This is a genomic window from Pseudomonadales bacterium, from assembly GCA_041395945.1.
Taxonomy (GTDB): Bacteria; Pseudomonadota; Gammaproteobacteria; order Pseudomonadales; family Azotimanducaceae; genus SZUA-309.
In genome coordinates this window covers 913,259-939,321 of sequence record JAWKZN010000001.1, presented here as the reverse complement: position 1 = coordinate 939,321, position 26,063 = coordinate 913,259, and the positions used below count along the sequence as shown (strand labels likewise).

At 61.9% G+C, this 26,063-nt stretch carries 27 protein-coding genes and 1 pseudogene; all 28 read right to left on the bottom strand.

Annotated elements, in window-relative coordinates; all coding sequences use genetic code 11:
* Nucleotides 1–741, bottom strand: coding sequence for an RNA polymerase sigma factor FliA (locus tag R3E82_04425; protein MEZ5550111.1), 741 nt, complete (start codon nt 739–741; stop codon nt 1–3).
* Entirely contained in the window at nt 741–1,571 is an 831-nt protein-coding gene (locus tag R3E82_04420; protein ID MEZ5550110.1) for a MinD/ParA family protein, read from the bottom strand. The genes R3E82_04425 and R3E82_04420 overlap by 1 nt, the downstream gene beginning before the upstream one ends.
* 17 nt (nt 1,572–1,588) lie before the next feature.
* Nucleotides 1,589–2,494 (bottom strand): hypothetical protein, encoded by a 906-nt coding sequence (locus tag R3E82_04415; GenBank protein ID MEZ5550109.1) that lies wholly within the window; start codon nt 2,492–2,494, stop codon nt 1,589–1,591.
* 2 nt (nt 2,495–2,496) lie between these two features.
* Nucleotides 2,497–4,578: a flagellar biosynthesis protein FlhA gene (gene flhA, locus R3E82_04410; GenBank protein ID MEZ5550108.1), complete on the bottom strand. Its 2,082-nt coding sequence runs from the start codon at nt 4,576–4,578 to the stop codon at nt 2,497–2,499.
* A gap of 13 nt (nt 4,579–4,591) precedes the next feature.
* Nucleotides 4,592–5,722, bottom strand: a complete 1,131-nt coding sequence (flhB, locus tag R3E82_04405; GenBank protein ID MEZ5550107.1) for a flagellar biosynthesis protein FlhB — start codon at nt 5,720–5,722, stop codon at nt 4,592–4,594.
* A 15-nt stretch (nt 5,723–5,737) separates the two neighbouring features.
* Nucleotides 5,738–6,505, bottom strand: a complete 768-nt coding sequence (fliR, locus tag R3E82_04400; protein MEZ5550106.1) for a flagellar biosynthetic protein FliR — start codon at nt 6,503–6,505, stop codon at nt 5,738–5,740.
* 3 nt (nt 6,506–6,508) lie between these two features.
* Nucleotides 6,509–6,778, bottom strand: coding sequence for a flagellar biosynthesis protein FliQ (fliQ, locus tag R3E82_04395; protein MEZ5550105.1), 270 nt, complete (start codon nt 6,776–6,778; stop codon nt 6,509–6,511).
* Nucleotides 6,775–7,524 carry a flagellar type III secretion system pore protein FliP gene (gene fliP, locus R3E82_04390; GenBank protein MEZ5550104.1) on the bottom strand — a complete coding sequence of 250 codons (750 nt, stop codon included), beginning with the start codon at nt 7,522–7,524 and terminating at the stop codon, nt 6,775–6,777. Before fliP ends, fliQ begins: the two co-directional genes overlap by 4 nt.
* Complete coding sequence (gene fliO / locus R3E82_04385) at nt 7,524–7,823, bottom strand: flagellar biosynthetic protein FliO (protein MEZ5550103.1); 300 nt, start codon at nt 7,821–7,823, stop codon at nt 7,524–7,526. The genes fliP and fliO overlap by 1 nt, the downstream gene beginning before the upstream one ends.
* Before the next feature lie 73 nt (nt 7,824–7,896).
* Nucleotides 7,897–8,151, bottom strand: a pseudogene (gene fliN, locus R3E82_04380) (flagellar motor switch protein FliN).
* Nucleotides 8,152–8,243: 92 nt separating this feature from the next.
* A complete protein-coding gene (gene fliM / locus R3E82_04375) occupies nt 8,244–9,212 on the bottom strand; it encodes a flagellar motor switch protein FliM (GenBank protein MEZ5550102.1) in 969 nt (322 codons plus the stop codon).
* A 2-nt stretch (nt 9,213–9,214) separates the two neighbouring features.
* On the bottom strand, nt 9,215–9,703 hold the full coding sequence (locus R3E82_04370; GenBank protein MEZ5550101.1) for a flagellar basal body-associated FliL family protein: 489 nt from the start codon (nt 9,701–9,703) through the stop codon (nt 9,215–9,217).
* Nucleotides 9,704–9,899: 196 nt separating this feature from the next.
* Entirely contained in the window at nt 9,900–11,783 is a 1,884-nt protein-coding gene (locus R3E82_04365) for a flagellar hook-length control protein FliK (protein MEZ5550100.1), read from the bottom strand.
* Between the two features lie 63 nt (nt 11,784–11,846).
* Entirely contained in the window at nt 11,847–12,191 is a 345-nt protein-coding gene (locus R3E82_04360) for an Hpt domain-containing protein (GenBank protein MEZ5550099.1), read from the bottom strand.
* A complete protein-coding gene (locus tag R3E82_04355; GenBank protein ID MEZ5550098.1) occupies nt 12,184–13,890 on the bottom strand; it encodes a fused response regulator/phosphatase in 1,707 nt (568 codons plus the stop codon). The genes R3E82_04360 and R3E82_04355 overlap by 8 nt, the downstream gene beginning before the upstream one ends.
* 29 nt (nt 13,891–13,919) lie before the next feature.
* Nucleotides 13,920–14,222 carry an STAS domain-containing protein gene (locus R3E82_04350; GenBank protein ID MEZ5550097.1) on the bottom strand — a complete coding sequence of 101 codons (303 nt, stop codon included), beginning with the start codon at nt 14,220–14,222 and terminating at the stop codon, nt 13,920–13,922.
* Nucleotides 14,222–14,674 (bottom strand): flagellar export protein FliJ, encoded by a 453-nt coding sequence (locus tag R3E82_04345; protein MEZ5550096.1) that lies wholly within the window; start codon nt 14,672–14,674, stop codon nt 14,222–14,224. The genes R3E82_04350 and R3E82_04345 overlap by 1 nt, the downstream gene beginning before the upstream one ends.
* The gene (locus R3E82_04340) at nt 14,664–16,046 is read right to left on the bottom strand and encodes a FliI/YscN family ATPase (GenBank protein MEZ5550095.1); all 1,383 of its coding nucleotides are present in this window, start codon (nt 16,044–16,046) and stop codon (nt 14,664–14,666) included. The genes R3E82_04345 and R3E82_04340 overlap by 11 nt, the downstream gene beginning before the upstream one ends.
* Nucleotides 16,015–16,554: a FliH/SctL family protein gene (locus R3E82_04335; GenBank protein MEZ5550094.1), complete on the bottom strand. Its 540-nt coding sequence runs from the start codon at nt 16,552–16,554 to the stop codon at nt 16,015–16,017. Before R3E82_04335 ends, R3E82_04340 begins: the two co-directional genes overlap by 32 nt.
* Entirely contained in the window at nt 16,554–17,576 is a 1,023-nt protein-coding gene (gene fliG / locus R3E82_04330; protein MEZ5550093.1) for a flagellar motor switch protein FliG, read from the bottom strand. The genes R3E82_04335 and fliG overlap by 1 nt, the downstream gene beginning before the upstream one ends.
* Nucleotides 17,569–19,254: a flagellar basal-body MS-ring/collar protein FliF gene (gene fliF / locus R3E82_04325; protein MEZ5550092.1), complete on the bottom strand. Its 1,686-nt coding sequence runs from the start codon at nt 19,252–19,254 to the stop codon at nt 17,569–17,571. Before fliF ends, fliG begins: the two co-directional genes overlap by 8 nt.
* Before the next feature lie 49 nt (nt 19,255–19,303).
* On the bottom strand, nt 19,304–19,660 hold the full coding sequence (fliE, locus tag R3E82_04320; protein MEZ5550091.1) for a flagellar hook-basal body complex protein FliE: 357 nt from the start codon (nt 19,658–19,660) through the stop codon (nt 19,304–19,306).
* Nucleotides 19,661–19,662: 2 nt separating this feature from the next.
* Nucleotides 19,663–20,826: a sigma 54-interacting transcriptional regulator gene (locus R3E82_04315; protein MEZ5550090.1), complete on the bottom strand. Its 1,164-nt coding sequence runs from the start codon at nt 20,824–20,826 to the stop codon at nt 19,663–19,665.
* Nucleotides 20,827–20,829: 3 nt separating this feature from the next.
* Nucleotides 20,830–22,179: a sigma 54-interacting transcriptional regulator gene (locus R3E82_04310; GenBank protein MEZ5550089.1), complete on the bottom strand. Its 1,350-nt coding sequence runs from the start codon at nt 22,177–22,179 to the stop codon at nt 20,830–20,832.
* A 103-nt stretch (nt 22,180–22,282) separates the two neighbouring features.
* Nucleotides 22,283–22,573 (bottom strand): hypothetical protein, encoded by a 291-nt coding sequence (locus tag R3E82_04305; GenBank protein ID MEZ5550088.1) that lies wholly within the window; start codon nt 22,571–22,573, stop codon nt 22,283–22,285.
* Nucleotides 22,566–22,964 (bottom strand): flagellar export chaperone FliS, encoded by a 399-nt coding sequence (gene fliS / locus R3E82_04300; GenBank protein ID MEZ5550087.1) that lies wholly within the window; start codon nt 22,962–22,964, stop codon nt 22,566–22,568. Before fliS ends, R3E82_04305 begins: the two co-directional genes overlap by 8 nt.
* 74 nt (nt 22,965–23,038) lie before the next feature.
* Nucleotides 23,039–25,474: a flagellar filament capping protein FliD gene (gene fliD, locus R3E82_04295; GenBank protein MEZ5550086.1), complete on the bottom strand. Its 2,436-nt coding sequence runs from the start codon at nt 25,472–25,474 to the stop codon at nt 23,039–23,041.
* 58 nt (nt 25,475–25,532) lie between these two features.
* Complete coding sequence (locus R3E82_04290; GenBank protein MEZ5550085.1) at nt 25,533–25,997, bottom strand: flagellar protein FlaG; 465 nt, start codon at nt 25,995–25,997, stop codon at nt 25,533–25,535.
* Between the last annotated feature and the right edge of the window lie 66 nt (nt 25,998–26,063).

Here is a 26,063-nt window from a genome sequence, read left to right as displayed (position 1 = left end):
TCAGTCCTCTGCCCCGAGCCAGTCGTTCAGCCGGGCGCGCAACCGCAGCGTGGTCTGACTCAGGATCTGGCTGACCCGGGATTCACTGACCCCGATCACCGCGCCGATTTCCTTGAGGTTGAGTTCCTCATCGTAGTACAGCGACAGGATGAGCTTTTCACGTTCCGGCAGACCGGCAATCGCCTCCGCGAGTCCGCCACGGAAGGCTTCTCCTTCGAAGACTTCCGCGGCGGAAACCTCCGCCACGGTTTCCGGGGCTTCACTGTTTTCTGAAAGTTCGTCGTAGCTGAACAGGCGGCAGCCGGCAGCGTCCTGGAGGATCCGGTAGTACTCCTCCATGGACAGACCCAGTACCGCGGCGACGTCCTTGTCCTGGGCTTCGCGTCCGGTACGGGACTCCACGCCGCGGATGGCTTCCGCCACCTTGCGCGCCTTGCGATGGACGGAACGGGGCGCCCAGTCTCCCCGGCGGATCTCGTCGAGCATGGCACCGCGGATGCGGATACCGGCATAGGTTTCAAAGCTCGCACCCTTAGCGCCATCGTATTTCGCACCTGCCTCCAGCAGTCCGAGCATGCCGGCCTGCACCAGGTCTTCGACCTGCACACTGCTCGGCAGACGCGCCGCCAGGTGATGAGCAATACGGCGCACGAGCTGCGCATGCTGCTCGATCAGGTGACCGAGTCGCTGGTGGTCCTTGCTGCCCGCGGCAGCGTATGCGGCAACGCCCTGTTCGCCCATTACTGCATTCTGGGTTCCGCAACCAGACGTTCCACGAAGAACTCGAGGTGTCCGGTAGCGAGGGAAGGAATGGGCCAGGCGTCGATGGCGGCAGCGAGACGGGTGAAGTCCTGACTGGCCTGACAGGTGGGATAGGCTTCCACCACGGATTTCTGCTTCTGCACCGCACGCCGCAGATGATCATCGTAGGCGATGCTGCCCGCGTGCTGCAGGGTGATATCGAGAAAGCGGTCAGTGACGTTTTTCAGCTTGTTGAAAACCGCTGCGCCGTCTTCGTCGGAGCGCACCATGTTGACCACGACCCGGGCGCGGTGGATACCGTAGCGCTGATTCATCACCTTGATGAGTGCATAGGCGTCGGTGATCGATGTGGGTTCGTTGCACACCACCACCACGATCTCCTGAGCGGCGCACAGAAAACTGACTACTTCGTCGGAGATGCCTGCGGCGGTATCGATGATGAGGACATCCATCCGATGGGCGATTTCACTGAATGCATGGATCAGACCGGCGTGCTGCATGGGTCCGAGCCGCACCATTTCCTGCAGTCCCGAAGCAGACGGCACGATCTGAATTCCGGCGGGCCCTTCCACCAGCACATCACGCAACCCGCAGCGGCCGTCGAGCACATCCTTGAGGGTGTGCGTCGGTTTCAGACCCAGCAGCACGTCCACATTGGCAAGGCCGAGGTCCGCATCGAGCAGCGTCACCCGACGGCCAAGCCGGGACAGAGCGACACCCACATTTACCGAGACATTGGTCTTTCCGACACCCCCTTTGCCTCCGGTAAATGCGACAACCTGTATGGGATTCTTACTGTTCTGGCTCATGCGCGAACTTCCTGCTCTCAAGCAAACATAGTGCTCATTTCGGATCGGTCAATTCCCTGGAGGACAATCTCGGCAAGCGCTTTGCCGGTTGCCACTTCGAGGTCGTCATAGAGCTCCGGTCCCCGGGACAGCCAGCGCAGGGGCAACTGCCAGTCGCTGACCACGCTCAGCACAGCGCCCAGGGTTTCTGCCTGATCGATCTGGGAGATCGCCACACCGGCCAGACGCTGCTTATCCAGCTGCAGCCAGTTGCGCCGCAGCGCACCCGGCTGCCAGGTGGCGGCTATCACCAGAACATCGTCGCACCCGGCGACCGGCAGCTGGGGCTGCCCGAAACTGACTCCCGCCGTATCGATGAGCACAAGTTTTCCCTCCGCCTCGGTGGCCAGCCGCTCCTGGAGATCTTCTGGAGGCGACTCGATGAAGCGCACACCGAGCAGTTCCGCGGCCAGCGCCAGCTGCTCGCAGCCGGCAAGACGGTGGGTGTCGGTACTGATCAGCGTGCCGCTGGCCGGTCCGTGGCGCAGAACCTGTTCGGCCATGAGTTTGATGATCATGGTGGTCTTGCCCACACCAGGGGCACCGACCAGACGGATGCGGCCGGACGCGGTCGCCCGGGTGTCGGTCAGAGCGATCCGGTTCAGAACCACATTGCTCAACTGCTGCCAGTTCTGAACTCCCCCCGGCAGCTCGCGGATGAAGCGCTCCTCAAAGCCGAGCTGTTTGAGGCGCTGGGTATAGGCGCCCGGTGTGACACCGGTGGCGGCGCCGGTCGTCGCTTCGGGATAGTCCCGACTGGCGGTCACCCGGATCAGACCCTGTTCCCGGATCTGCTCGAGGATCACAGCATCCTTGCCCAGCGCCTTGCGCACCTTGGCAAATACCTCACTCGGACTGCGTCCGACGAATGTCTGCCGTTCCATGTTCAGCTCCCTCTACCAATGGTTGCGATGACGGTAATCTGCCGGTTCTCAGGAATTTCCTCATAAGCCAGCACATGCACCACCTGCCTTGAAAAGCGTACGAACCGTGCGAGCAGCCGGCGCACGCCACCACCGGTCAGCAGCACGGCCGGTTTACCGTTGATCTCCTGGCGTTGTGCCGCATCGACGATCGAGCGCTGCAGGCGTTCGGCCAGCCCGGGTTCGATCACGGGGGCATCCGCGCCACCCTGATTGCGGGCCTGCACGAGCAGCGCCTCCAGATCCGGGTCGAGGGTGATCACTTCAAGGGTCTCACTGGCGCCGAACACGTTCTGCACGATGAGACGCGCCAGGGCCACGCGCACCACGGCGGTCAGTGCTTCGCTGTCCGATACTGCTGGAGCGGCCTCTGCGATGGCTTCCGCAATGGTGCGGATGTCGCGGATGGGAATTTTTTCGTTCAGCAGGTTCTGCAGCACCCGCAGCAGACCGGACAGGCTGATGGCGCCCGGCACCAGCTGCTCGGCAAGCTTCGGGGAATTCTCGGCGAGAATTTCCAGCAGATGCTGCACTTCATCGTGGCCGAGCAGTTCCGCCGCATGGTCCTGCATCACCTGGTTCAGGTGGGTGGCGATGACCGTGCTGGCATCGACCACCGTATAACCCAGGGTCTGGGCGTTGTCCCGATCGCCCTCCTCGATCCACACCGCGTCGAGTCCAAACGCCGGATCCCGGGTGGCAATACCGTCGATGCGGCCGAACACTTCGCCTGGATCGATAGCGAGAAACCTGCCCGGGTAAATCTCTGCTTCCACCACACTCACACCCATGAGCGAGAGGCGATAACTGTTCGGCAGCAGATCGAGGTTGTCGCGAATGTGCACGGAAGGCACCAGAAAGCCGAGTTCCTGGGAGAGCTTTTTGCGCACGCCGCGAATCCGCCCCAGCAGTTCGCCGCCCTGCTGCTTGTCCACCAGCGGAATGAGGCGGTAGCCGACCTCGAGTCCCAGCACATCTACCGGTGAAACATCGTCCCAGCCGACCTCAATGGCAGGGCTCGGAGCCTCGATTTCCTCCAGGTCCCGGGCGGGTTCAACCGCACGGCGATTGCGCCGCTCGATGCGCCAGGCGGCAAACCCGGCACCGCTGGCCAGCAGCAGAAAGACGAAATGGGGCATACCCGGAATCACCCCGAGTATGAACAGCACACCGGCGGCGACACCCAGCGCCCGGGGATCGGTGAAGAGCTGACTCATCACCTGCTGACCGACATCCGATTCGCCGCTGACCCGGGTGACCATGATGGCCGCAGCGGTAGACAGCAGCAGCGAAGGAATCTGGGCGACCAGGCCATCCCCGATCGTGAGCAGGGTGTAGACCTTCATGGCTTCGCTGAAATTGAGATCGTGCTGACTCATACCGATGACAAGCCCGCCGATGATGTTGATCAGCAGGATGAGGATTCCCGCCACCGCATCGCCGCGCACGAACTTGCTCGCACCATCCATCGAACCGTAGAAATCCGCCTCCTGACCGATCTCCTCGCGACGGGAACGCGCCTGCTCCTGATCGATGATGCCGGCATTGAGATCGGCATCGATGGCCATCTGCTTGCCCGGCATCGCATCCAGGGTGAAACGCGCGCTGACCTCTGAGATCCGGCCGGCGCCCTTGGTGACCACCACGAAATTGATGATCACCAGAATCACGAAAACCACCAGACCGACCACATAGTTGCCGCCGACCACCACCTCACCGAAGGATTCGATCACCCGACCCGCAGCGTCCCCGCCGGCATGGCCTTCCAGCAGCACCACCCGGGTCGAGGCGACGTTGAGTGCCAGACGCAGCAGTGTGGCAATCAGCAGGATGGTGGGAAAGGTCGCGAAGTCCAGGGGACGCAGTGCATAGACACTGACCAGCAGCACCACGATCGCCAGAGCGATGTTGAAGGTGAAGGCGACATCGAGGATCAGCGGTGAAACCTGCAGCGTCATCAGACCCAGCAGCAGCAGCAGCAGCAGGGGTATGCCGAGATTGGCTGAAATCACTGTGGGGCCCATGCGCGGCGCCAGACTACTCATCCGGAATTACTCCTCATTCTTCTGCGGTCCGGAAGGCTTCCGGAATGTCGATGGCACCCAGGGGTTTCGGCGCAGCCCCGACACCCTGTTTGAACTGGCGCAACTGATAGATGTAGGCCAGCACGCGTGCTACCGCCACGTACAGACCCGACGGAATCTCCTCACCGATCTCCGTGTTGAAGTAGACGGCCCGCGCCAGCATCGGCAGCTGCAGCACCGCAACGCCGTGATTCTCGGCAATCTCCCGGATACGGAAGGCCATGAGATCGGCACCCCTGGCCACCACCACCGGCACCTGCATCTCGCCGCTGTCGTATCTGATCGCCACGGCATAGTGGGTCGGGTTGGTGATGACCACGTCCGCATCGGGAATGTCGGCGAGCATGCGCCGCCGCGCGATCTCCTGCTGCAGCTGGCGGATACGGGAACGGACTTCGGGCTTGCCCTCGGAGTCCTTCATCTCGTCCTTGATTTCCTGCTTGGTCATCTTCAGCTGCTTGCTGTGCTCGTGCATCTGAAACGGCACATCGATCAGCGCCACCACCACGAGAGACGAACCGATCAGCAGCAGGCCCAGACCGACGAATTCCAGCCCTTTACCGACCGCCGCCTCCAGTGGCAGCGCGCCGATCCACAGCAGATCTTCCAGCAGCACGCTCAGGGTCAGCGTCGCCACACCGGCGATCAGTACGAACTTGGCGATCGATTTCCCCAGTTCCACCAGAGACTTGGCGGAAAACATCCGCTTGAGTCCCTTCAGCGGGCTCATACGGCTGCCCTTGAAAGCCATCGCCTTGGTCGAGAACACCAGTCCGCCCATGGCAACCGATGAGAGCACGCCCGCCAGTGACACCATGAGCAGCAGGGGGGCAAGTGTCAGCATGGTTTCCACAGCGGCCGTCGCCAGGGTATCCAGCAGCACGGCATCCGGTGCCGCAGCTTCGGTGAAGATCGATTCGGTCAGACGCATGATCCTGGAACCACCCCAGGGCACGAAGGTGAGCAGACCGAAAGCACCCAGCATCACCAGGGCCACGGTATTCAGCTCACGGGAACGGGCGACCTGCCCGTCTTCACGGGCCTTGGAGAGCTTCCGACTGGTCGGTTCCTCTGTACGTTCCTGTGATTGCTGTTCTTCAGCCATGCCTGCGCATCCCTCTCAGATCAGCCAGGCGGCGACGATGTCGAGGAATTCTCCGGAAAAGCGATCGAACTGGGGCATCCAGCCCTGCAGCGAAAACCAGACGATGATCAGGCCGAACACCAGGGAAAAGGGAAAGCCCAGAGAAAACACGTTGAGCTGCGGCGCACTGCGGCTCATCACACCGAACGCGAGATTCACGATGAGCAGAGAGATCACCGCCGGCAGCGCGATCAGCACACCGCCGATGAGCATCCAGCCACCCAGACGGACGATGGCGATGGCTATCTCTTCGAAACCCAGCCCTGTGCCCACCGGGAACAGTTTGAATCCGGTGATCAGCACTTCGAGCAGTACCAGATGTCCGCCTGTGGCCAGAAAGGTCAGGGTCACCATCATCAGAAAGAACTGGGACAGCACAGTGACCTGCACACCGTTGCCGGGATCCACCATGGCAGCAAAGCCGAGACCCATCTGCATGGCGATGAACTGCCCGGCAACCACGAAGGTCTGGAAGAAAACCATGGTGGCGAAACCAAGCCCTATGCCGACAAACAGCTGCAGTACCACATCGGCCAGTGTGCTGAAGGCCACGGTGACCGTCGGCATGGGGGTGAGCAGTTGACTCACACAGATCGCAATGGCCAGTGCCATGGCGACCCGCACCCGGGGGGGCACCAGCTGATTGCCGAAAATGGGCACCACCATGAGAAAAGCGCCGATGCGCAGAAAACTCCAGAAAACCTGGGAGAAGCCTTCGATGTAGGTGTCCATCGGCAGGTACATGAATCACCCAAGCAGTCCCGGAATGGACACAAACAGTCTTTCAAACAGATCCGTGAGCTGGCCGAGCAGCCAGGGCCCCGCCACCATGATGGTGATCAGGGTGGCCAGCAGCCTCGGCAGGAAGCTCAGCGTCTGCTCATTGATCTGGGTAGCCGCCTGAAAGACAGACACGGCCAGGCCGACAAGCAGGCTCGGGACCACGATCACCGCGACCATGATCACGACCAGATAGAGAGCATCGCCAAACAGATGGAGGACATCACCCGGTGTCACAGGATGCCCCCGAAACTGCTGGCCAGTGTGCCCATGATCATCACCCAGCCATCCACCAGCACGAACAGCATGATCTTGAAAGGCAGTGAGACGATCAGCGGAGACAGCATCATCATACCCATGGACATCAGCACGCTCGCCACAACCATGTCGATGACCAGAAACGGAATGAAGAGCATGAAGCCGATCTGAAACGCCGTTTTCAGCTCACTGGTCATGAACGCAGGCACCAGCACGAAGAAATCCACGGCTTCGGGATCATCCACGGGTTCGTGTTCCGAGATCCGCACAAACATGTCCAGATCCGCTTCCCGGGTCTGGGCCAGCATGAAGCGCTTGAATGGCTCCGCAGCCTCCAGCATGGCATCAAAGGGGGCAACCTCTTCCGTAAGATAGGGCTGCACGGCGACTTCGTTGACTTCCTTCAGCACGGGCATCATCACGAATATGGTCAGAAACAGCGCCAGGCCGACCAGGATCTGATTCGAAGGCGTGGTCTGCATGCCGATGGCCTGTCGCAGAATGGCGAAGACGATGATGATCCGGGTGAAGGCGGTAAGCATGATCACGAAGGACGGCAGCAGCGTGAGCATGGTCATGAGCGCGAGGATCTGCAGGCTCACCCCATAGGCTTCTGTGCCATCGCTGTTCGCCGTCACCGTCAGCGCCGGGATGTCCACAGCGGCCAGTGCGTCAGGTGCACTCAGCATCAGCAGAAGGCACACCAGTCCCAGTGAGAACCGCATCATCGAGACGCCTCCTGCAGTACCGCAGCAAACCCCTTGCCGTCGTCGTTCCTGTCGGGAAATTCTCCGAGCGCCGTCATGGTCTGGGCGCTGATACCGACCAGCACCCGACGATCCTGGACTTTGAGCAGCACAATCCGCTCCTTGGGACCGAGAAATGTCGAGGCAACCACCTCGATGTCTCCACCCGCCCGCAGGCGCGCCCCGTTGATCCGGCGCATTGCAAAGCCCAGGCCGATCACCAGCACCACGATGAAGGCGAGTGCCAGAGCCACCTGTGCGAGATTGCCGACGTCCATCAGCACACACCCGTCCGGCTCAACTGAGCCTTCGCAGCACTGCTGTCACTACGGCTCTGGCAGCTGATCCCCATCAGTTGATGCTCGCGATACGCTGTTCCGGACTGATTACATCGACCAGCCGGATACCAAGTTTGTCGTTGACCACCACCACTTCACCATGGGCGATCAGTGTGCCGTTGACGAGAACGTCCAGCGGTTCTCCAGCGAGTCTTGACAGTTCCACTACCGCGCCTTTGTTCAGTTGCAGCAGCTTGCGGATGCTGATCCGGGTGCTGCCTACTTCCATGGACAACCGCACCGGTATGTCGAGCACGACATCCAGGTTCTGGCTTCGCCCGGCGGGCGCAGCGATACGATTTTCCGTTTCCTGGGATTCCATTTTCTGATCCTTGACCTGATCGTTCATAAACGCATCCTCTAGAGCGACAGTTCGCGACTCACATACTCCAGCGCGAGATATCCTTTCGACTCACCCAGCTTTGCTGCGAAACTCGGCACTTCACCGGCATACACCTGGTGTACTTCCGGCATTTCCACACTGATGAAATCTCCGACCTTGAGACTGAGAAGTTCCTTGAGCAGCAGCGATCGACTGGCGATCTCACAGCGCAGCGGCACCTCACAGCACAGCAGGCGGGCCTGGAGCGCCGGCCGCCAGGCTTCATCCTTTGCTTTCACCTCCGCTTTTACAGAGGTATCCAGGACGCTCTTGTGCGGTTCCAGTGCGGCGTAAGGAAGTGCGATGTGGATCTCACCGCCTCCGCTCTCCAGTTCGATGTGATAGCTGTTCACCATCATCACTTCGTCTTCGGAAAACAGATTCACCAGCGCAGGATTACTCTCGGAACCCACGGTGGTGAGTGTCACCGGCAGCGCTTCAGACCAGGCATCCGCGAGATCCCGGAAGACGAGTTCGAGAATTTTTTCGATCACCCGCTTCTCGGTTGGTGTGAAATCACGGCCTTCGACCGTAATGTTTTTACCGTCACCACCGAAGTACTGATCCACCATCCTCGACACCAGCTTGGCATCGATTACCACCAGGCCGTGTCCGTTCAGAGGGCTGAACTGCACCACGCTGATACTGGTCGGCACATAGAGTGTCGATGCGTATTCGCCATACTTCTGAATCTGCACACCACCGGCACCGACCGAGACCTGGTAACGCAGCAGCTGCTGCATGTCGATCCGCAACTGGCGGGCGAACTTCTCACCGAGCAGCTCCAGAGTCGGCAGCCTGCCTCCCACCACATGATCCTGACTGGCGAGGTCGTAGCTGCGAACTTCCGCAACCGGTTCCGCCGCATCTGCTGAAGAGGCGACCTGGTCCACACCGGAGAGCAGTGCTTCGATCTCCTCCCGCGAGAGTATTTCCCGATCTGCCATGATTACTGCAGCACGAAGTTGGTGAGGAGGACGCTTTCCACACCCTGAATCTGCTCTTCCCGCAGAAGCAGTTCATCTACCAGCGCACGGATACCTTCGCGCAGGGATTCTTTCCCGGCCTGGGTCTGGAGTTCGAAGAAGTCCTGATCGGTGAGATAGGTGACGATACTGCTGCGGACCAGTGGCATGTGATCGATCATGGCCTCGATGACGGCGGGGTTCCGCGCCATGACCGTGAGCTCAGCCTGGAGAAAGCGCGGCTTCGAGCCGGTCACATAGTTGATGATGAAGGCGGGACGCAGGCTGTGATAGATCGCCTTGTCGGGCGTAGGCGCCACCGCCGCCTCGGGCGCTGTTTCATCGCCAACGCCCAGAAACATGATGGTGCCCCCTACGCTGGCGCCAATCGCCACGAGCAACGCCACCCCGAAGAGGATGAGCGTTTTCTTTGATCCTTTGCTTTCGGTCTGGGTTTCGGCCGCTTCTGCCATGTCAGTATCCCGTCGCTTCGGTTTCTCTGAGGCGTCGACAAATTGGCGCCATACACACAAGCGTAGAACGGTTTTGAAATTTGTCGATTCGGGTCAGAAAACCGGCACGGAGCGCGCAAAGCAGAGGCGCAGCGAGACCGAGCCATGCACGGTTCCAGGCGGCCGGAGGACGGAAGTTCGGAAGCCCGGGTGCGGGCTATACGAAGGCGTCTATGGTTCTGCCCGAGGGGCCCTCGGTGGCGAGTCCACGGGGGATGGCATCCACCGCTGCCTCCGCTGTCCCGGGTCGGCCGCGACGCTGCGCTGCGCCAGCCCCTGCGAGGACACCCCGTTCACCCGGCGCTCCGCCCTCAGGGCCACCCTGAGAACTGTGCCGGACATCCACATCACCCAGCGACAGTCCGCCATTTTCGAGTGCCGTACGCAGGCTCGAAAGATGGGTTTCGATCAGATCCCGGGTTGCGCTCTGATGCGTTGTGATCGCCACATGAACCCGGTCGCCGTCCATCCGCAGCTGCACGTCGACCTGACCCAGTTCCGAAGGATTGAGTTTGATGTGCAGATTGCTGCTGCCCATGCCCTGCTGAATCTGCCGGGCAATCTGAGCGGCCACCTGGGCACCGAGAACCGGATCCTGACGCGCGAATTCCGCGCGCAGCCCACCCTCTGCCGTTCGCAACGTGGATGCGGTCGAACTCAGACCGTTTTCTGCTGCAGTGTCCGCGGCGGATGCTTCCGCTGCGGCGGACAACGTATCGGGCCCGGAATCCGCACCGGCCGCCGTTGAACTGCCTGGCCGGGGTGCCGCCGGTCGCACCAGTGCCGTGGCAAATGCCGCCTGCAGGGGTGCCAGAGCGCGGTCGTTCAGACTGCCGTCCAGCACTGACCCGCTGCGGAGCGCCGTGCCGATGCCCAGCGCCGCAGCGGACGACGAACCGGAACCCGCGGGTGCACGGCTCAGTCTGCGCGTCGCACCCGGGCCATTGTCCCAGGCGCCGGTACCCAATCCGGCGTTCGCCCGTCCCGCCCGCGCGTAGGCGTCTAAAGGATCAGGTGAGCCCCGGCCGCCCGGGGACCTGGTGTCAGCGGGTGATTCCATGACCCCCCGACCCGGGGCGGATGAGAGTTCGCCCGACAGTGTCGGGCTGCTCGAAACGGTGCTGCCGGCAGCAGATTGCTGCGGCGGTGGCTGCGCAGCCCGCGCACCCTCCGCAGCCGGCTCGACAGCGCTCGGTCGGGTTGCGGTTGCGACGGCGGCCGGCGCCGACTCTGTCCCTTCCGCCTTCACCGCAGCTGCGGACGTTGCCCCGGTGCTTACCGGCCGGGCGGATTCCCGGGCCGCGGCAGCCGCCAGTCCTGCCGCTTCGGCTGCCGCTTTCGCGAGCCCCGTACTCTGCGCACTCAGCGGGATGCCGTCTGGTCCCGGGAGTGATCCTGCCACGGGAGCAAAGCCCGGCGCAGTCGAAGCTGCCAGCGGCACACCCGCAGCCTGTATTGCCGTTGACGACGCCGGCACCGGCGGGTGTGCCTCGAGCGCCGCCACAGCAGGCGGCGACTCGGCTGCGGGCGCGATCACCATCGCAGCTGCCGGTTGCACCACCGGCGCTCCCATGCCGGCTGGCGGCAGCCGGTGACCGGTAACCGGCACGGAGTTGCCGCAGGACAGGCTGCTGCCAGCGGAGGCAGGCAGATTCGGGTAGACGAGTGACAGCTCCGCGGTGATGCCGAGCTCTCCCAGCTCGATGTCCTGCTCAGCACCGGGCGGCGCGAAAGTCGCGTCGGTGAGCGCCGACTGGTCCGGACCATCCTCCAGTGTCAGAGGTGCCGGAGGTTCGGAGCCTGATGCATCCAGGCCCTCGATTCCCGCGAAGCCGGCAGCCATAGCGTCCTTTGAGGGGAGAACTGCGCCCGCCTGCGGCGCGGATCCGCCATCGGACGCCGGTTCCTGCCCCTGGCCGAGGGCTCGCGCCGCATCGAACAGGCCGCCGAACAGACTGCTGGACCCGTTTGCACCGGATTGGGTACGGCCGGATCCCACAGCTACGGGCAGATCTCCGAGGGAGACCGGGGTATTGGTCATGGTGAAGAAATCCAGCATCAAACCAGGTTAAGCAATATGCGGGCCAGCTTGGGGTTGTGTTGTTCAGGCGGCTGTCAGGCGGGTTCTGATCTCGGCGCACACCGCCTCGAGTTCCCTGGACAGAAGACGGATACAGGCTTCCGTCGACCCGGTCTCCCGCGCGTGCGCCTGTGCTTCTAGGGTTGAGCACAATTCAGCCAGCGCACCGGCGCCGATATTCGCCGAACTGCCCTTGAGGCTGTGTGCGCTGCGACGCAGTCCGTCGAGATCGTCGTTCCGCCAGGTCGAGCCGATCTGCTGATAGTGTTTCTGCGCATCTGCCAGAAAGGTTTCGAGCAGTGTCGGAAATTCCTCTTCCATGATCACTTCGAGTTCTGCCAGCAGTTCCGGATCCAGGTGCTCACCCATCGGCCTGACTCCATTCGAAAACCACTTCCACTTCGTTGCCCCTGCCTCTGTACTCGATCTGCTGACACAGTTGCTCAAGCAGGCGTATGCCGCGACCGAAATAAGCGGTACCCGCCGAGTCTGTACCACCCACCCGGCTGCAGTAGTCGAACCCGGCACCGCTGTCCTCCACCTGGATCGCCAGTCGGCCGCGGCTGCCTTCGATCCGGCAGGAAAAATCGAAACGCACGTAACCCTCGAGATTCCGCAGTCCGTCTGCACGGGCGCGGTAGTAGTCGGCAAAGCCTTCCGGCGAAGACTTCAGTCGGGAGTCCAGACCCATGACACCATGCTCCAGAGCATTCGAATACAGCTCGGCCAGCACGGTGTAGATCTCACCCGCGTGGGGCCGAAGCTGCGGCACTTCCATCAGTACATGCTGGAGTAATGGCAGCGGGCTGGCACTGCGCAGCGAGCGCGGACCAAGTTCGTAGCTGAGTCTCCAGTCTTCTGATCCTGAAGGTATCGCTGCGACTTTCTCGGCAGCATCAACAGTACTGCAGGCCGGGCTGACCATGGTGAACTCCGCCAGTGTGATGTCATCCTGCTTCCCCGTGCTGCCCATGTGCCGGTAGACGGCATCCTTGAGCTCATCGAACACGCTCTCGCCGATGGGTGTGCCGCGCACGATCTCATCGAAGCGCTCAAAACCGAACTGCTCTCCCGCAGCATTGCCCGCTTCGATCACGCCGTCGGTGCACAACAGCAGCCGGTCAGCTACCCGCATCTCCAGCACCCTCGTCGCTGCATCGAAACGCTCTTCTGCCAGTATGCCCAGAGGCAGATGACTCGATTCCAGATGCACAACACCGCCAGTGGATGCCCGCAGCAGGCAGGCCGCAGGCAGACCGCCATTCCAGTACTCCACTGTTTCCTTGCGGAAATTGCAGTTCACCATCAGGGCACAGCAGAAGTAGCCCTGGGGCAGAATGCCGTAGAGTTTCCGATTCGCCTCCCGCAGGATTTCCTGAGGGGAAAAGCCTTTCTGGGTCATGCCGTAGAAAATTTCTGCAAGCGGCATCGCGCCGATCGCCGCAGTGAGGCCGTGACCGGTGAAATCTCCGAGCAGCAGGTAGAGGTCGCCGGACGGGTTGCGCGCGGCAAGCAGCACGTCACCGTTGAAGACCGCCAGCGGCGAGATCAGATGTTTGATGTAGGGCGCATCCAGACTGCCGGTATGCGCAACGTTGTCGAAAACGGCCTTGGCCGCCTCCTGTTCCTGCACCAGATAGGCGTGATGTCGGGTGATCTCGTCCCGCTGCTGCTGCATGGTGGCATGCATCGAACGCATCCGCTCGAGCGCATCCAGCTTGGCTTTGAGAATCACTTTGTTGTACGGCTTCGAGAGAAAGTCGTCGCCGCCAGCTTCCACGCAGCGCGCCAGTTCATCGGCTTCGGTCAGCGAAGTGAGAAAGATGATCGGTACGAAATCATCACCCCCCCGGGTCCTGATCTCCCGGGCAACCTCAAATCCATCCAGACCCGGCATCAGGGCGTCGAGCAGCACCAGTTGCGGCCGGCAGGCATCGAATTTCTTCAGGGCATCCAGCCCATCGACTGCCGAGTCGACCTGATAGCCGGCTTTCCGCACGATCTGAGACAACAGCATGCGATCCATGTCGTTGTCGTCGGCGACCAGTACTCGCAGTGCTTCACCCATGGTGAGGTCCGTGTGGATTCAGGCCGAGGTCAGTGGATGGTGAACAGCTGCTCGAAGTTGGAGATGCTCAGGATCTTGCGCACGTCCCCGCTGCAGTTGACGATCTGCACCCTGGCCCGATCACCACCCGCGTAGTCCCGCAGCAGCAGCAGCATGCCGAGTGCGGAGCTGTCGAGATAGGTGGCTTCCCGCATATCCACCGTATAGGTCTCGGGACTGCCGTCGATCTGTTCGTAGGCATCGCGAAAGGCCTGGTGGGAACTGAAGTCGAAACGCCCGGCCACCCGGATGGTCAGTGCACCCTGGTCACCCAGTTCAGAAGAAATCGCCATTAGCTTCCCTCGTTGTCATTGCTGAGATTAAGCATAGTCCAGTCACGCGGTTTGCCAGCGCCGGGACGACGCCCCTTGCGACGCGCCAGTACCTTCAGTTCCTGGGCGCGCTTCTCCAGCAGCCGATCGATCGCCCGTTCGTCCACCCTGGCGTCGTGCCAGCGCGCGCGCGCTCTGGCTTCCCGCTCGTCGAGTTTGTTCACCTGGCGGCTGTGCAGCACCAGGGTTTCACTGACCTGCTGATAAAAGCGGTGCAGCATGGCAAGCCGCCGGGGGTTGACCTCGCCGGAATCCGGCTGATCATTGCGGTACTGCACCAGCATGCCTTCGAGCGCTTCGGCCTGTGCCACCTGCCTGTCCCGGGCTGCGCGGGCGGCTGCCAGTGCCGCGGCCAGCCTGCGCTCCCGGGCGGAATAGACCTTCTTGACCGCCAACAGCTTGTCATGCGCCATTGCCACCTCTCACCAGTCGGGATTTTTCGGGCAGATTTCCTCCCGGTGCGCCAGTCTGGGCAGCCGTTTTCCACAGCGCCTCGAGTTGCGCCCGGGATCCGGCCAGATCGACCCGCTGGTCCGGTGGCTGCTGCAGAAAATGCGACAGCGCCGGACGCATCCGGATCGCCGCATCCGTCTCCGGATCAGCGCCCGCCTGATAGGCGCCCACACTGATCAGGTCTTCCTGCTCGGCATAGCGACTCCACAGCCCGCGGAACCGCTGCACCGACTCGCGCTGGGCCGGGTCAATGAGTTTCTGCATGAGCCGGCTGATCGAGGATTCGATGTCGATGGCCGGATAGTGACCCCGGTCTGCCAGGCGCCGGCTCAGCACGATGTGACCGTCGAGAATCGCCCGGGCGGCATCCACGACCGGATCCTGAAGATCATCTTCCTCCATGAGCACCGTAAAGAACGCAGTGATGGATCCGCTGTCGGTGATCGTCTGACCCGCGCGCTCGATCAACTGCGGCAGCGCGGCAAAAACCGAAGGGGGATAACCTTTGGCGGTCGGCGGCTCGCCCATCGACAGACCGATTTCCCGCTGTGCCTGTGCAACCCGGGTAAGAGAATCCATGAGCAGCAGCACCCGCTTGCCTTCACGGCGCAGCGACTCGGCAAACTCCATGGCCAGGGCCGCACCCTGTAGTCGCAGAGCCGGAGACGCATCCGCCGGAGCCGCGACGACGATGGATTTACGCAGACCTTCAGCAAGGTCTTCCTGCACAAACTCCTGAACCTCCCTGCCCCGTTCACCGATGAGGCCTACCACCACGGCATCCGCACGGGTGAAACGGGCCAGCATGCCGAGGAGCACGCTCTTGCCGACACCACTGCCCGCAAAAATGCCCAGACGCTGCCCCACGCCCACAGTCAGCAGACTGTTGATACTGCGCACGCCGACATCGAGCGCTTCCACGATCGGCCGTCGCTCAAGTGGATTGAGCGGATCCCGTGCCCGCCGCGGCATGCGTTCGCCCTGGAAGGGGCGACCATCCAGCGGGCAGCCCAGTGCATCGACAACCCGGCCGAGCAGTGCAGACGCCCTCGGCAGGGTGCGATCCGTATCCGGCACGATGCGGGTACCGGGACGTATGCCGTGCAGGGGTGCCAGGGGCATCAGAAAACTGCGCTGTCCGGAAAATCCGACAACCTGGGCAGGTACAGCGCCCTCCGTCAGTTCCAGCAGACATCTGTCGCCGACGGATGCCCGGATACCGGAGGCTTCCAGCAGCAGCCCGGCCGCCTTCTCTACCCGGCCGTGCTGGATATAGACGGGTGTCTCTTCGAGTTTGCGATCAAGCGTCGAACGCAGTTGGCTCAGATTCACTCAGGCTCTCCTGCAGTTTCGCAAGTCTCGTCAGCGGATCGAATTCCAGTTCCAGATCACTGCCGATCACAGTGATCGCACCGGCACGTCTGCCGGCCTCGATTTCCAGGGTGAATCCCTCTGTGGCCTGCAGCCACCCGGCATCTTCTTCACTCACCCGCACTGTCAGTACAGCACGGCTGTCACCGAGAGCGCTGAGCGCTTCGCTGACCAGCTGCGCCACCACCGCCGGATTCGTGCGCAGCTCCACACCGAGCAGGGCCCGGGTCAGATGCAGCACGAGATCGGTAACATCCCGCGACTGCTGTACACCCAGCGCCTCACCCACGGCGGGCAGGGCGCGTAGTGAGGCTTCCAGTGACTGCTTCAGTGCCGCGACTTCATCTGCTGCACGCTGGCGTCCTTCGGCGAGACCCGCCGCATAGCCTTCGCTGCGGGCCTGTTCCCGGGACCGGGCCAGACTGGCCGAACCACCGGCGAGCAGCGGCCAGGCAAAGGCTTCACTCATCAGACCATTTCCTCCGCCCCGGCACCGCCCAGCACGATCTCGCCGGAATCCGCCAGCTTGCGCGCGATGACCAGTATTTCCTTCTGTGCGGCTTCGACTTCACTGATCCGCACCGGACCTTTGGCTTCGATATCGTCCTGCAGCAGCTCCGCCGCACGCTTCGACATGTTGCCGAAGATCTTTGCCCGCAGCGGCTCATCGGCACCTTTGAGCGCCAGCACCAGATTGTCCGAGGAAACCTCCCGCAACAGTGTCTGGATGCCCCGGTCGTCGACCAGGCAGAGATTATCGAAGACGAACATCAGTTCCTGGATCTCCTCACCCAGCGTTTCGTCGGAAGATCGGATTCCCGCCATCACCCGATCGCTCAGTGCATTATCGAGGTTGTTGATGATGTCGGCGGCACTGCGTCGACCGCCTATCTGCGCGAACCGGCTGCTGCCCTGCCGGGCGACCTGCTGTTCCAGAACCACACTGAGTTCCGCGAGAGCGCCCGGTGGTATCGATTCGAGGTTCGCTACCCGGCGCACGACTTCGCTGCGCGCTTCGTCATCCGGATAGAAGCCCAGTACCTCCGCCGCCTGATCCGGTTCCAGACAGGCAAGTACCGTCGCCTGAATCTGCGGATGTTCATGCAGCATGAAATCCGCGATCGCCCGGGTGTCCATCCATTTCAGGCGTTCGAGACCACCCAGTCCACCACCGAGAATGCGCGCCATCAGGGAATCCGCACGCTGCTCGCCAAGTGCCCCCACCAGCATCTTCTTGAGATAGTCGTTTGCACCCATGGCAAGTCCACTCTGCCCACTCACCGTGTCGAGAAAGGTGGTCATCACAGAGTTGATCTTGCGGGTATCGACACTGCCCAGCGCGGACATTGCGGCGCCCACACGCTGCACTTCCCGCGGTTCAAGATGCTTGAGCACCCGGGCCGCTTCATTTTCGCCGATCGCCAGCAGCAGGATGGCCGCGCGATCCAGCGGCGCCAGACCATCCGCTTTACTGTCCAATGCTTCACTCATCGCTGGTCACCCAATGTTTGACAACCTGAGCCACGCGACCGGGATCTTCTTCCACCAGCCCGCGCACGGTATCCATCTTCGAGGCATAACCGCCACCGCCGGAGGTGAGCAGGCCGCCGCCCGCCCCCGGCATGGCCAGCCGGTTCGGATCCTGGGAGCGGGCCATCTCCGCGAGGGCAAGGTTGTTGCGCTCGACAACCGCGGCCCCTGCCTGACTGAGGTTCCGATACAGTGGCCGCAGGATGCCGATCGCCAGGAACAGCAGCAGTGCGCCGACCAGAATCTGTTTCATAAGATCGAGGAACCAGGCTTCCGTCCAGAATGCCGGTGCTTCCGGCACTTCCAGGGCAGGGTTGAAGAAGGTCCGGTTGACCACACTGACACTGTCGCCCCGGCTTTCCGAATAGCCGATCGCCGCTTTCACGGAAGCCGTGAGCTGCGCCAGCTCTTCTTCCGTCCAGGGGGCGGCGGTAACTTCTCCGGTTTCAGCACTCACCTTGGGCATATCGTCGACGATCACAGAAACCGCCAGACGGCGGATGGTGCCCACATGCTGCTGGGTGTAGCTGAGCGTCCGATCCACTTCGTAGTTGCGGGTCACTTCGGAGCGACTGCGCCGCTGCTGCACTGCACCGCCCGCCTCTGCGGTCTCCGCACTGGTCGGAGTGACCGGGGGCTGATTCGAAAGGGTGCCCGGTACACCGCGCGCAGTGTCGGTGCCCACGTTCTCTTCATTGAGACTCTGCTCGCTGCGCACGACCGTCTGGTCGGGGTTGTAGAGTTCCTCAGCCTGTTCGGTACGGGTGAAGTCGAGTTCCGCCGTGACCTGGGCACCGAAACGTTCCGTACCCACGATGGGCGCGATCAGCCGGTTGATCTTGTCCTGGAGCTGGGACTCGACCCGGGCGATGTAGCTGAGCTGCCGCTCGGACTGCTCCATCGAGGCGTCCGGATCCCGCAACGACAACAGGCGGCCGGTCTGGTCGACCACGGCAACGTCTTCGGCCTTGAGCTCCGGCACTGAAGCGGCCACCAGAAAGGCGATACCGCGGATCTGGGGCTCTCCGAGTGCATGTCCGGGCAGCAGGCGCACGGTGACGGACGCTGTCGGCTTGCGCCGGTCCTTGAGAAAGGTGGTGGATTTGGGAACAGCCAGCAGCACCCGGGCGGACTGCACACCGTCTAGACTCATGATGCTCCGGGCCAGCTCGCCTTCCACACTGCGGCGATGCCGGGCAAGCTCCATGAACTGACTGACCCCGAAACCCTGTTCGGCGTCGAGCAGTTCGTAACCGGACTGCTGACCGTCGAGCTGATTGGCGCCGGCCAGGATCATCCGTGCCTCGTGATAACGATCCTGGGGCACCAGTATCACCCCGCTGCGATTGTCGACTTTGTGGGGCAGCCCGTTACTGTCCAGCAGACCGGCAACAGCACCCGCCTGCTGAGCTGTGGAAATACCGGTGATCGGTCGATAGTCCGGGGACTGCATCCACAACACACCGACGATGGCCATCGCCACACTGCCCGCGATAGCGAACAGCAGACCGAGCTGGCGCACCACAGGCATGCCGGCTGCACCCCGGAGAAAATGCGCACCCGGTACGCCCGAATCCCCGCTCTGTGCCGGACTCCTGGCCGGCAGTGCGGCCGTTGACTGCACCGGAAGATCCGCCATCACCAATTCCTCGTCTGTACTGAATTCATTCCGCCATCACCGCCTGCAATCAGATCGGCATATTCATGATGTCCTGGTAGGCGCTGACCACCCGGTTGCGCACCTGGGTCAGTGCCTGGAAGGCGATGTTCGACTTCTGGGAAGCGACCATCACCCGCACCAGATCCGTGTGTTCGCCCCGGGTGAAGGCGGTGGCCTCCGCACTCGAGGCATTCTGCAGTTCGCTTACCGAGTCGATGGACGCTTTCAGCAGTGCACCGAAGTCGGTCCCGGTGCGTCCGGCTGTGAGCCCCGAGGCTTCTTTGACATCCGGCTGCACGGGCACTTCCGCGGCCGTGCGCATGGCACGCATCTGTGCCAGCACACTGGCGATATCCGAACGCATCTGCACGCCTGAATCCGACATGATCAGTTCTCCAGCAGCCCGGCTTCACGCAGCCGTTTCACTTTATATCTCAGGGTCCGTTCACTGATGCCCAGTTCCCGCGCCGTGTTACCTCGATGTCCGTCGTTACCCCGCAGGGCACGCAGGATGATGTCGCTCTCCGCTTCGAAGCGCGCCGCGCGCAGGCCTTCTTCCGCTACCACGCAGGTTGTCGTGGCAGGAGTCTGTGTTTCGAGATTCAGATCGGCCGGGGTGATTTCGCTGCCCGAACACATAACCAGCGCTCGCTGGATGGCGTTTTCCAGTTCCCGGACGTTGCCGGGCCAGCTGTGCTGTTCCAGCACTCTCAGGGATTGTGTGGAAAGCGCGACATCACATCGGCCGATCCTCCTGCCATGTTTCACCAGGAAGTGCCGGGCAAGTTCGACGATGTCTTCGCTCCGCTCACACAGGGGTGGCAGCTGCAGAGGGAACACGCTCAGCCGGTAGTAGAGGTCCTCCCGGAATCGACCCGCCGCGATCGCGGCTCTGATGTCCACGTTCGTGGTAGCAATGACCCGCACGTTCACGGCGATCGGTCCGCGACCGCCGACCCGCTCGACTTCCCGCTCCTGCAGGACTCTCAGCAGCTTGGCCTGCAGTCCGAGCGGCATTTCGGTGATTTCATCCAGCAGCAGGGTGCCGTTGTCGGCAAGTTCGAATTTCCCGGGCTGACTGGACAGTGCACCAGTAAAGGCTCCTTTCACATGCCCGAAAAGAATGGCCTCCAGCATGTTTTCGGGTATCGCCGCGCAGTTGATGGCGATGAACTCACCTGACGCCCGGGGAGAGTGGTTGTGAATGTGACGGGCGATGACTTCTTTGCCGGTACCACTTGCGCCACTGACCAGCACGGCTACATCGGTGGAAGCCACCCGGGTGGCCAGTTCAAAACAGCGTCGCGATCCCGGAGACGCACAGACGATGTCCGTATTCACCGCCGCCGGAACGCCGCCTGCGCCAGGCGTTCGGTCCGGTGCCTGCCGGAAACGCGCGTGCAGTCTCGCACTCAGCTCCTGCACATCCGAGATCGGGATCTGGTCCAGATCGCTGACCCGTATGCCTTCGATTCCTGCTTCGGCGAGCCTGATCACGAGTTCGTCGGCCCCACCGGCATCATCGTTCAACACCAGAACTGCATTGGTCACCAATCAGGCCCTCTCAATACCGTACTTGCGCATTTTTTCCACCAGGGTGGTTCGCCGTATGTGCAGTCGATCCGCTGCGCGTGCCACCACGCTGTTGGTGTCCAGCAGGGCCTGCTCGATCAGGCTGCATTCCAGGCGGGCCAGATAGTCCTTCAGATCGAGGCCGTTTACCGGCAGCCGTGCCAGCGCATCCGCCGACACCACCCCGGCGTCTGCCGGAGCCTCGGCCGCTGTGCGAGCAGCAGCACCCTCCTCTTCCGCACCCTCCAGATAGCGGGAAGGCAGATCCTTGGTGGCAACCAGTTCGTTCGGAGACTGAATGACCAGGCGCTCGAGAAGGTTGGCGAGTTCGCGCACATTGCCCGGCCAGGGATAGCGACTGAGCGCCTGCAGCGCATCTTCGGTGAGTCGCACAGCAAGTCCCTGCTCGCGACGGATCTTTTCATTGATTGCGGCCACCAGGAGCGGAAGATCACCCGGACGGTCCCGCAACGGTGTGAGCTCGATGGGAAAGACATTGAGTCGATAGAAGAGGTCTTCACGGAAGGTCCCGGCGCGGATCATCTCCTCGAGATCCCGATGGGTGGCCGCCACGATACGGACGTCCGCATGACGGGTTTCCACACCACCAACCCGCTCGAATGCCTTGTCCTGCAGCGCACGCAGGACCTTGACCTGCATGGCCAGGGGCATGTCGCCAATTTCATCCAGAAACAGTGTGCCGCCGCTGGCCAGCTCGAATCTGCCTGCCTTGGCGGCGACCGCGCCAGTAAAGGCGCCCTTCTCGTGACCGAACAGTTCGCTCTCCAGGAGTTCCGCCGGAATTGCTCCGCAGTTCACCGGAACAAAGGGACCCTTCGCGCGATCGGAACACTCGTGCAGAGCACGGGCCACCACTTCCTTGCCGGTACCGGATTCTCCCGTGATGAGCACCGTGGCATCGCTGCCGGATACTTTGGCGATCATGCTTCGAGCGTTGACGATGCCTTCGCTCAAGCCAACCAGCTTCTGCAGGGCCGGGCACTGTACGCTCCCGCTGCGCTGAATCTGTTTCAGGAAACTCAGGCCTGCATGAAGAGCGCGCTCGAGTTCAGCGAGCGTTGTCGGCCAGACGATTTCTCCAACCACGTTGGATGCCTTGGGCGTTGCCGCTGAACGCTCTGAATTGTGGACAAGCACCACCGGAGTACGGCGGTCGGCAATACCCTGCAGGGATTCCTCAGCATCATCGGCCAGGAAGACCAGTTCACCGGTTTCAGTCGGGGATTGAATGTTCAGAAATTCAAGCAACCAGCTCAGTCTGGTGCGAAGTTGCTCATCTCGGGTGGCGATGCGCACCTGAAGGTCGTTCATGCCTTGCTTCCGCAGGTTCTGTCCTGAGGAAGTAAAGACCCGGTTGGCGGGTTGTCAAATTCCCGTCGTCCGTGTGTCGATACGGCGACAGAATCGGGAGGGGCTAAGTCGTGATCTGATAGGCGCGGGCGGCATCCCGCCGACGCGCACTGCTGCTGAGTTTCTTCATGAGCTCGGAGCGCAGAGTGGCCGTACGCCCGAGCAGCAGTCGAACCCGGGCATCGGATGTTTCGAGGTCCGCGGGATCCAGAGACTCACCGCAACGGGCGCGCAACTGCGAGTTCAGCATCCGGCTGAGAGAGACCGCATCGGCGAGTTCTCCTTCGCCGATGGCCTGCTCTATGCGACCGAGCAGGTCAGTCAGAGCGGCCGGCCCCGGACCTGATTCAGGCATGCGCGACTTCCGGCAGATCGCTGGCTATCGCCGCCCAGGCATCCTTGAGGGTACGCATCAGATCGATGACCTCGTCCAGACCTGCAGCGTCGTTTTCGAGACTGGCGCGAAACAGTCGTCGCTGCATGTAGTCGTACAGGGCGTCCAGATTGGCCGACAGATCACCACCTCGCTCATGGTCCAGGGAAGCCTGCAGGCCACTGAGGATATCCAGAGTGGCATTGATGGCGCGACTTCGACCTTCGATGTCGCCGTGCTGAATGCAGCCCTTTGCCTGCTTCATGCGTGCACAGGCTCCCTGTATCAGCATTTCGATCAGCTGATGCGGACTCGCTGAGTCCACTACGGTCTGCACGTCGAGTTTGCGGTACTGGGCGATGGCTTTGTTCACATTGTCTCTCAAAGTCTGTACGGGCTCTTACTGAATCGGTCGGGTGGGCGAAAACTTGAGTCGTTGTCAATCTTTTATCGATCTTTTCGCGTGTATCCAGGCAAAGTGCTCAACTGCTGCTCGAGAAAACTCGAGGTGCTGTTGAGTTCTGAAATCAGCGCGTCTGCGGCTGCGAACTGAATCCGCATCCGGTCTTCGAGCAGATTCATGCGCTTGTCGAAATCCTTGGATTCCTTGTCCAGCTCGGCGATCTGGTCATCGAGTGTGGACAGCTTGGCATCGAGGGAACCGCCGAAGTTGAGCACACTGTCGAGATAGCGATCGAACTGATTCATGACACCACGCACCAGGGTCACTGTACCCCGGGAACCGAGCGTGGTGCCCTGCACCTGGATCTGAATGCCCCCCGCCGGATCAGCACTGCGTCCCGCCGGACGGCCGGGCTCTCCCTGACGGACTTCAAGGCCGAGTGCGCTGACAGTCTCCGGGGTCGCACTGAGCAGATTCACAGTCGATGCGTTTCCACGGCTTGCGGAAGCGATGGCGAAGCGTCCGGTTGCACTGTCGAACTGTACCGTCACGGATCGATTGCCGGCAGCCAGTGCCGGATCTTCGTTGATGGCGCTCTGCATCTGGGTCGCCAGTGCCTCGCCACTCGCGTAGTCCCCTTCGGCGAGCACAATGCTTCCGGAACTCACACCATCGACCGCCACGGAGAAAGTGCCGTTGGTGGCATCGATGGTCAGCGGCGGCGTAGCAAAACCCGCGATCGGGGCAGCTACATACCTTCCCGCCGTCGCCGGCGGCGGTCCGGATGGCAGAGACAGAAACTGGCCGGAGCCGATACCCTCGATACCATTGATGCGGCCTGCGGTATCCACGCCGGTGATGCCATCACCGGCAGCAAGACCCAGGGTGGTTGTCACACCGGCTTCAGCACCCAGCAATGCCACCCGGGAGCGACTGCCGTAACTCGTGGAAACCACCTCCAGACGTTGCAGAGTGTCGTTGTAGGTCACCGAGACGGATGCCCGTGCGGTTGTCAGCGCGGGCACATCGTTGATCAGATTGTTGAGTACCTGAGCCACCGCCGCCCCGTCGGCATAGCTGCCCTGGGGAATACTGATGGTACCGGTACTGACACCGTCGATGCGCAGCGTCAGTTCGTCGTTGCTGGCATCGATCACTACCGGCCCGGCCAGAGCCGCGGTGGTGGCGCCATCGAGCCGGCCTCTGGTTGCCAGCCGGGTGACCTCCACATCGTAGGTACCGGCCTGGGTCCTGGGCTGGTAGTTCACAAAACGCACCAGGTCATCCGAAGACTGACGCTGGTCGGCCAGCATCGCGGCAGCATCCCGCGGCATGCTCCTGAGTACCGATTCCAGCTTTGCCGAGTCGAGCTTGAGCTTGAAGTCTGCGTTCTGATCAGTGCTCACGCCGAGATCGACCAGTGCCCGCAGGGTGGTCGACTGCAACCCCGGTACGCTGGCGTTGAGCATGCGGCGCATCTGGGAGCGCACACTGCGCAACAGCGAATCGCCGATGAGCAGTGCGCCGGAGCCGCGCTCCTCATCGAATGCGGTGAGCTCATCGGCCACGGATTTCATGGCATTGAACGCATCGACAAAGGACTGCATCCGCTCTGAGATGCTGGCTGTATCCTGCACAATGGCGATGGTGGCCGGTGCACCGGCATTGAGACCCCGGGCGGTGAAGGTGACACCCGGCACCACATCGGTGAACTCGTTGGTTTTGCGGCGGACGACGATGCCGTCGATGCGCATCCGGGCATCGTCAGCGGCTACTGTCTGGGTCAGATTGGTGCCGGCGGTGCTGGCGCCTGCGTTGAACGCCAGGGCACTGAGTCCGGGTGTTCCGCTTTCAGTTGCCGTGATCTCCATACTGTTGTTTTCGCCGGACTGGCTTGAGGTCAGCACCAGCACGTAACCTTCGCCATCATTGACGATACTTGCCACAACACCGATGCCTGCCTGGTTGATGGCATCCCGCACGCCACTCAGGCTGTTGTTGGAGCTGTCGATCACCACACTGCCACCCAGTCGACTCGGATTGACGGTGAAGCTGTCGTAATCCGTGCCACTGAACGTGGTCGTGCCGAACCGGAAACTCAGGGTGCCTTCGCCGACCGGATCCTGAATGTCATCGAAGCGGCTGCTGGCAAGGGTGTGCGCTCGAGCCAGGGACAGAACTTCGACGGAATGGACACCGGGCGTTGCCTGGGCAGTGGCCGTCGCACCGGCCGCGCCTTCGTTGCTGGAGGTGACCAGATTACTGAGCAGCGTATTCGAATTGCTCAGCGCATCTGCCGTGCTGCGCAGACTGTCGAGCTGACTCTTGATCGCGCCGTAGGAGGAAATACGGGCTTCGTATTCGGCCTTTTTTGCATTGATGCGCAGATCGGTGGATTCCCGCTCCGCGGCGATGATGTCATCCACCAGTTCGGAAGTCAGCAGACCGGATCCGATACCGAGAGATTGAATGGATGCCATGACGTCTCTTGTCTGATATGAGGAAGTCCGGATGGCGGCGATGCCGCCATCCGGATGTTCAGATCCTCGTGTTAATCAACCCGAGGCTCGCATCCTGCACCTGCTTGCCCTGGCCATCGTTGTAGGAGGCTGCAATGCGCTCCTGCTCGATAGCCTTCAAGTTCCGTGCCAGTCGCAGGGTGACATCGTTCGGAATCTGCCGGATCACCTCCTGGGTGTTCCGGTCGACCACATGAACGATGGGTCTGCCGAGATCGCGGTCCAATGTGAACTTCAGATCTCTCTGGTAGGACTGTACGTAGTCATTCAGCTTCGCCACTGCGCGTTCAACCCGCGCATCGGCCGCAACCTGATTGCTTTTCAGAGCTGCCGAAGTTTCGGAAACTTCGGGAGCCGGCACTTTTCTGCCGCCTGCCGGGCTCACAGTTGCCGCCTTGACTACATCGACTGCCGCATCGTTGCGGCCGCGCTCTCGTGCGGCTGCACGCGGACCGTTCGAACCTAGCGTACTCAACTCACTCATGACCGACCTCTCGAGTTCAGGGTCCGGAGGGTGCCGATGTCAGACACCGGCATCCTCCGTCCTTAC

Excerpts from the sequence above, each read along its gene's own strand:
- R3E82_04425 (MEZ5550111.1), bottom strand. The coding sequence starts at position 741 with ATGGGCGAACAGGGCGTTGCCGCATACGCTGCCGCGGGCAGCAAGGAC.
- R3E82_04420 (MEZ5550110.1), bottom strand. The coding sequence starts at position 1,571 with ATGAGCCAGAACAGTAAGAATCCCATACAGGTTGTCGCATTTACCGGA.
- R3E82_04415 (MEZ5550109.1), bottom strand. The coding sequence starts at position 2,494 with ATGGAACGGCAGACATTCGTCGGACGCAGTCCGAGTGAGGTATTTGCC.
- flhA (MEZ5550108.1), bottom strand. The coding sequence starts at position 4,578 with ATGAGTAGTCTGGCGCCGCGCATGGGCCCCACAGTGATTTCAGCCAAT.
- flhB (MEZ5550107.1), bottom strand. The coding sequence starts at position 5,722 with ATGGCTGAAGAACAGCAATCACAGGAACGTACAGAGGAACCGACCAGT.
- fliR (MEZ5550106.1), bottom strand. The coding sequence starts at position 6,505 with ATGTACCTGCCGATGGACACCTACATCGAAGGCTTCTCCCAGGTTTTC.
- fliP (MEZ5550104.1), bottom strand. The coding sequence starts at position 7,524 with ATGCGGTTCTCACTGGGACTGGTGTGCCTTCTGCTGATGCTGAGTGCA.
- fliO (MEZ5550103.1), bottom strand. The coding sequence starts at position 7,823 with ATGGACGTCGGCAATCTCGCACAGGTGGCTCTGGCACTCGCCTTCATC.
- fliM (MEZ5550102.1), bottom strand. The coding sequence starts at position 9,212 with ATGGCAGATCGGGAAATACTCTCGCGGGAGGAGATCGAAGCACTGCTC.
- R3E82_04370 (MEZ5550101.1), bottom strand. The coding sequence starts at position 9,703 with ATGGCAGAAGCGGCCGAAACCCAGACCGAAAGCAAAGGATCAAAGAAA.
- R3E82_04365 (MEZ5550100.1), bottom strand. The coding sequence starts at position 11,783 with ATGACCAATACCCCGGTCTCCCTCGGAGATCTGCCCGTAGCTGTGGGA.
- R3E82_04360 (MEZ5550099.1), bottom strand. The coding sequence starts at position 12,191 with ATGGGTGAGCACCTGGATCCGGAACTGCTGGCAGAACTCGAAGTGATC.
- R3E82_04355 (MEZ5550098.1), bottom strand. The coding sequence starts at position 13,890 with ATGGGTGAAGCACTGCGAGTACTGGTCGCCGACGACAACGACATGGAT.
- R3E82_04350 (MEZ5550097.1), bottom strand. The coding sequence starts at position 14,222 with ATGGCGATTTCTTCTGAACTGGGTGACCAGGGTGCACTGACCATCCGG.
- R3E82_04345 (MEZ5550096.1), bottom strand. The coding sequence starts at position 14,674 with ATGGCGCATGACAAGCTGTTGGCGGTCAAGAAGGTCTATTCCGCCCGG.
- R3E82_04335 (MEZ5550094.1), bottom strand. The coding sequence starts at position 16,554 with ATGAGTGAAGCCTTTGCCTGGCCGCTGCTCGCCGGTGGTTCGGCCAGT.
- fliG (MEZ5550093.1), bottom strand. The coding sequence starts at position 17,576 with ATGAGTGAAGCATTGGACAGTAAAGCGGATGGTCTGGCGCCGCTGGAT.
- fliF (MEZ5550092.1), bottom strand. The coding sequence starts at position 19,254 with ATGGCGGATCTTCCGGTGCAGTCAACGGCCGCACTGCCGGCCAGGAGT.
- fliE (MEZ5550091.1), bottom strand. The coding sequence starts at position 19,660 with ATGTCGGATTCAGGCGTGCAGATGCGTTCGGATATCGCCAGTGTGCTG.
- R3E82_04310 (MEZ5550089.1), bottom strand. The coding sequence starts at position 22,179 with ATGAACGACCTTCAGGTGCGCATCGCCACCCGAGATGAGCAACTTCGC.
- R3E82_04305 (MEZ5550088.1), bottom strand. The coding sequence starts at position 22,573 with ATGCCTGAATCAGGTCCGGGGCCGGCCGCTCTGACTGACCTGCTCGGT.
- fliD (MEZ5550086.1), bottom strand. The coding sequence starts at position 25,474 with ATGGCATCCATTCAATCTCTCGGTATCGGATCCGGTCTGCTGACTTCC.
- R3E82_04290 (MEZ5550085.1), bottom strand. The coding sequence starts at position 25,997 with ATGAGTGAGTTGAGTACGCTAGGTTCGAACGGTCCGCGTGCAGCCGCA.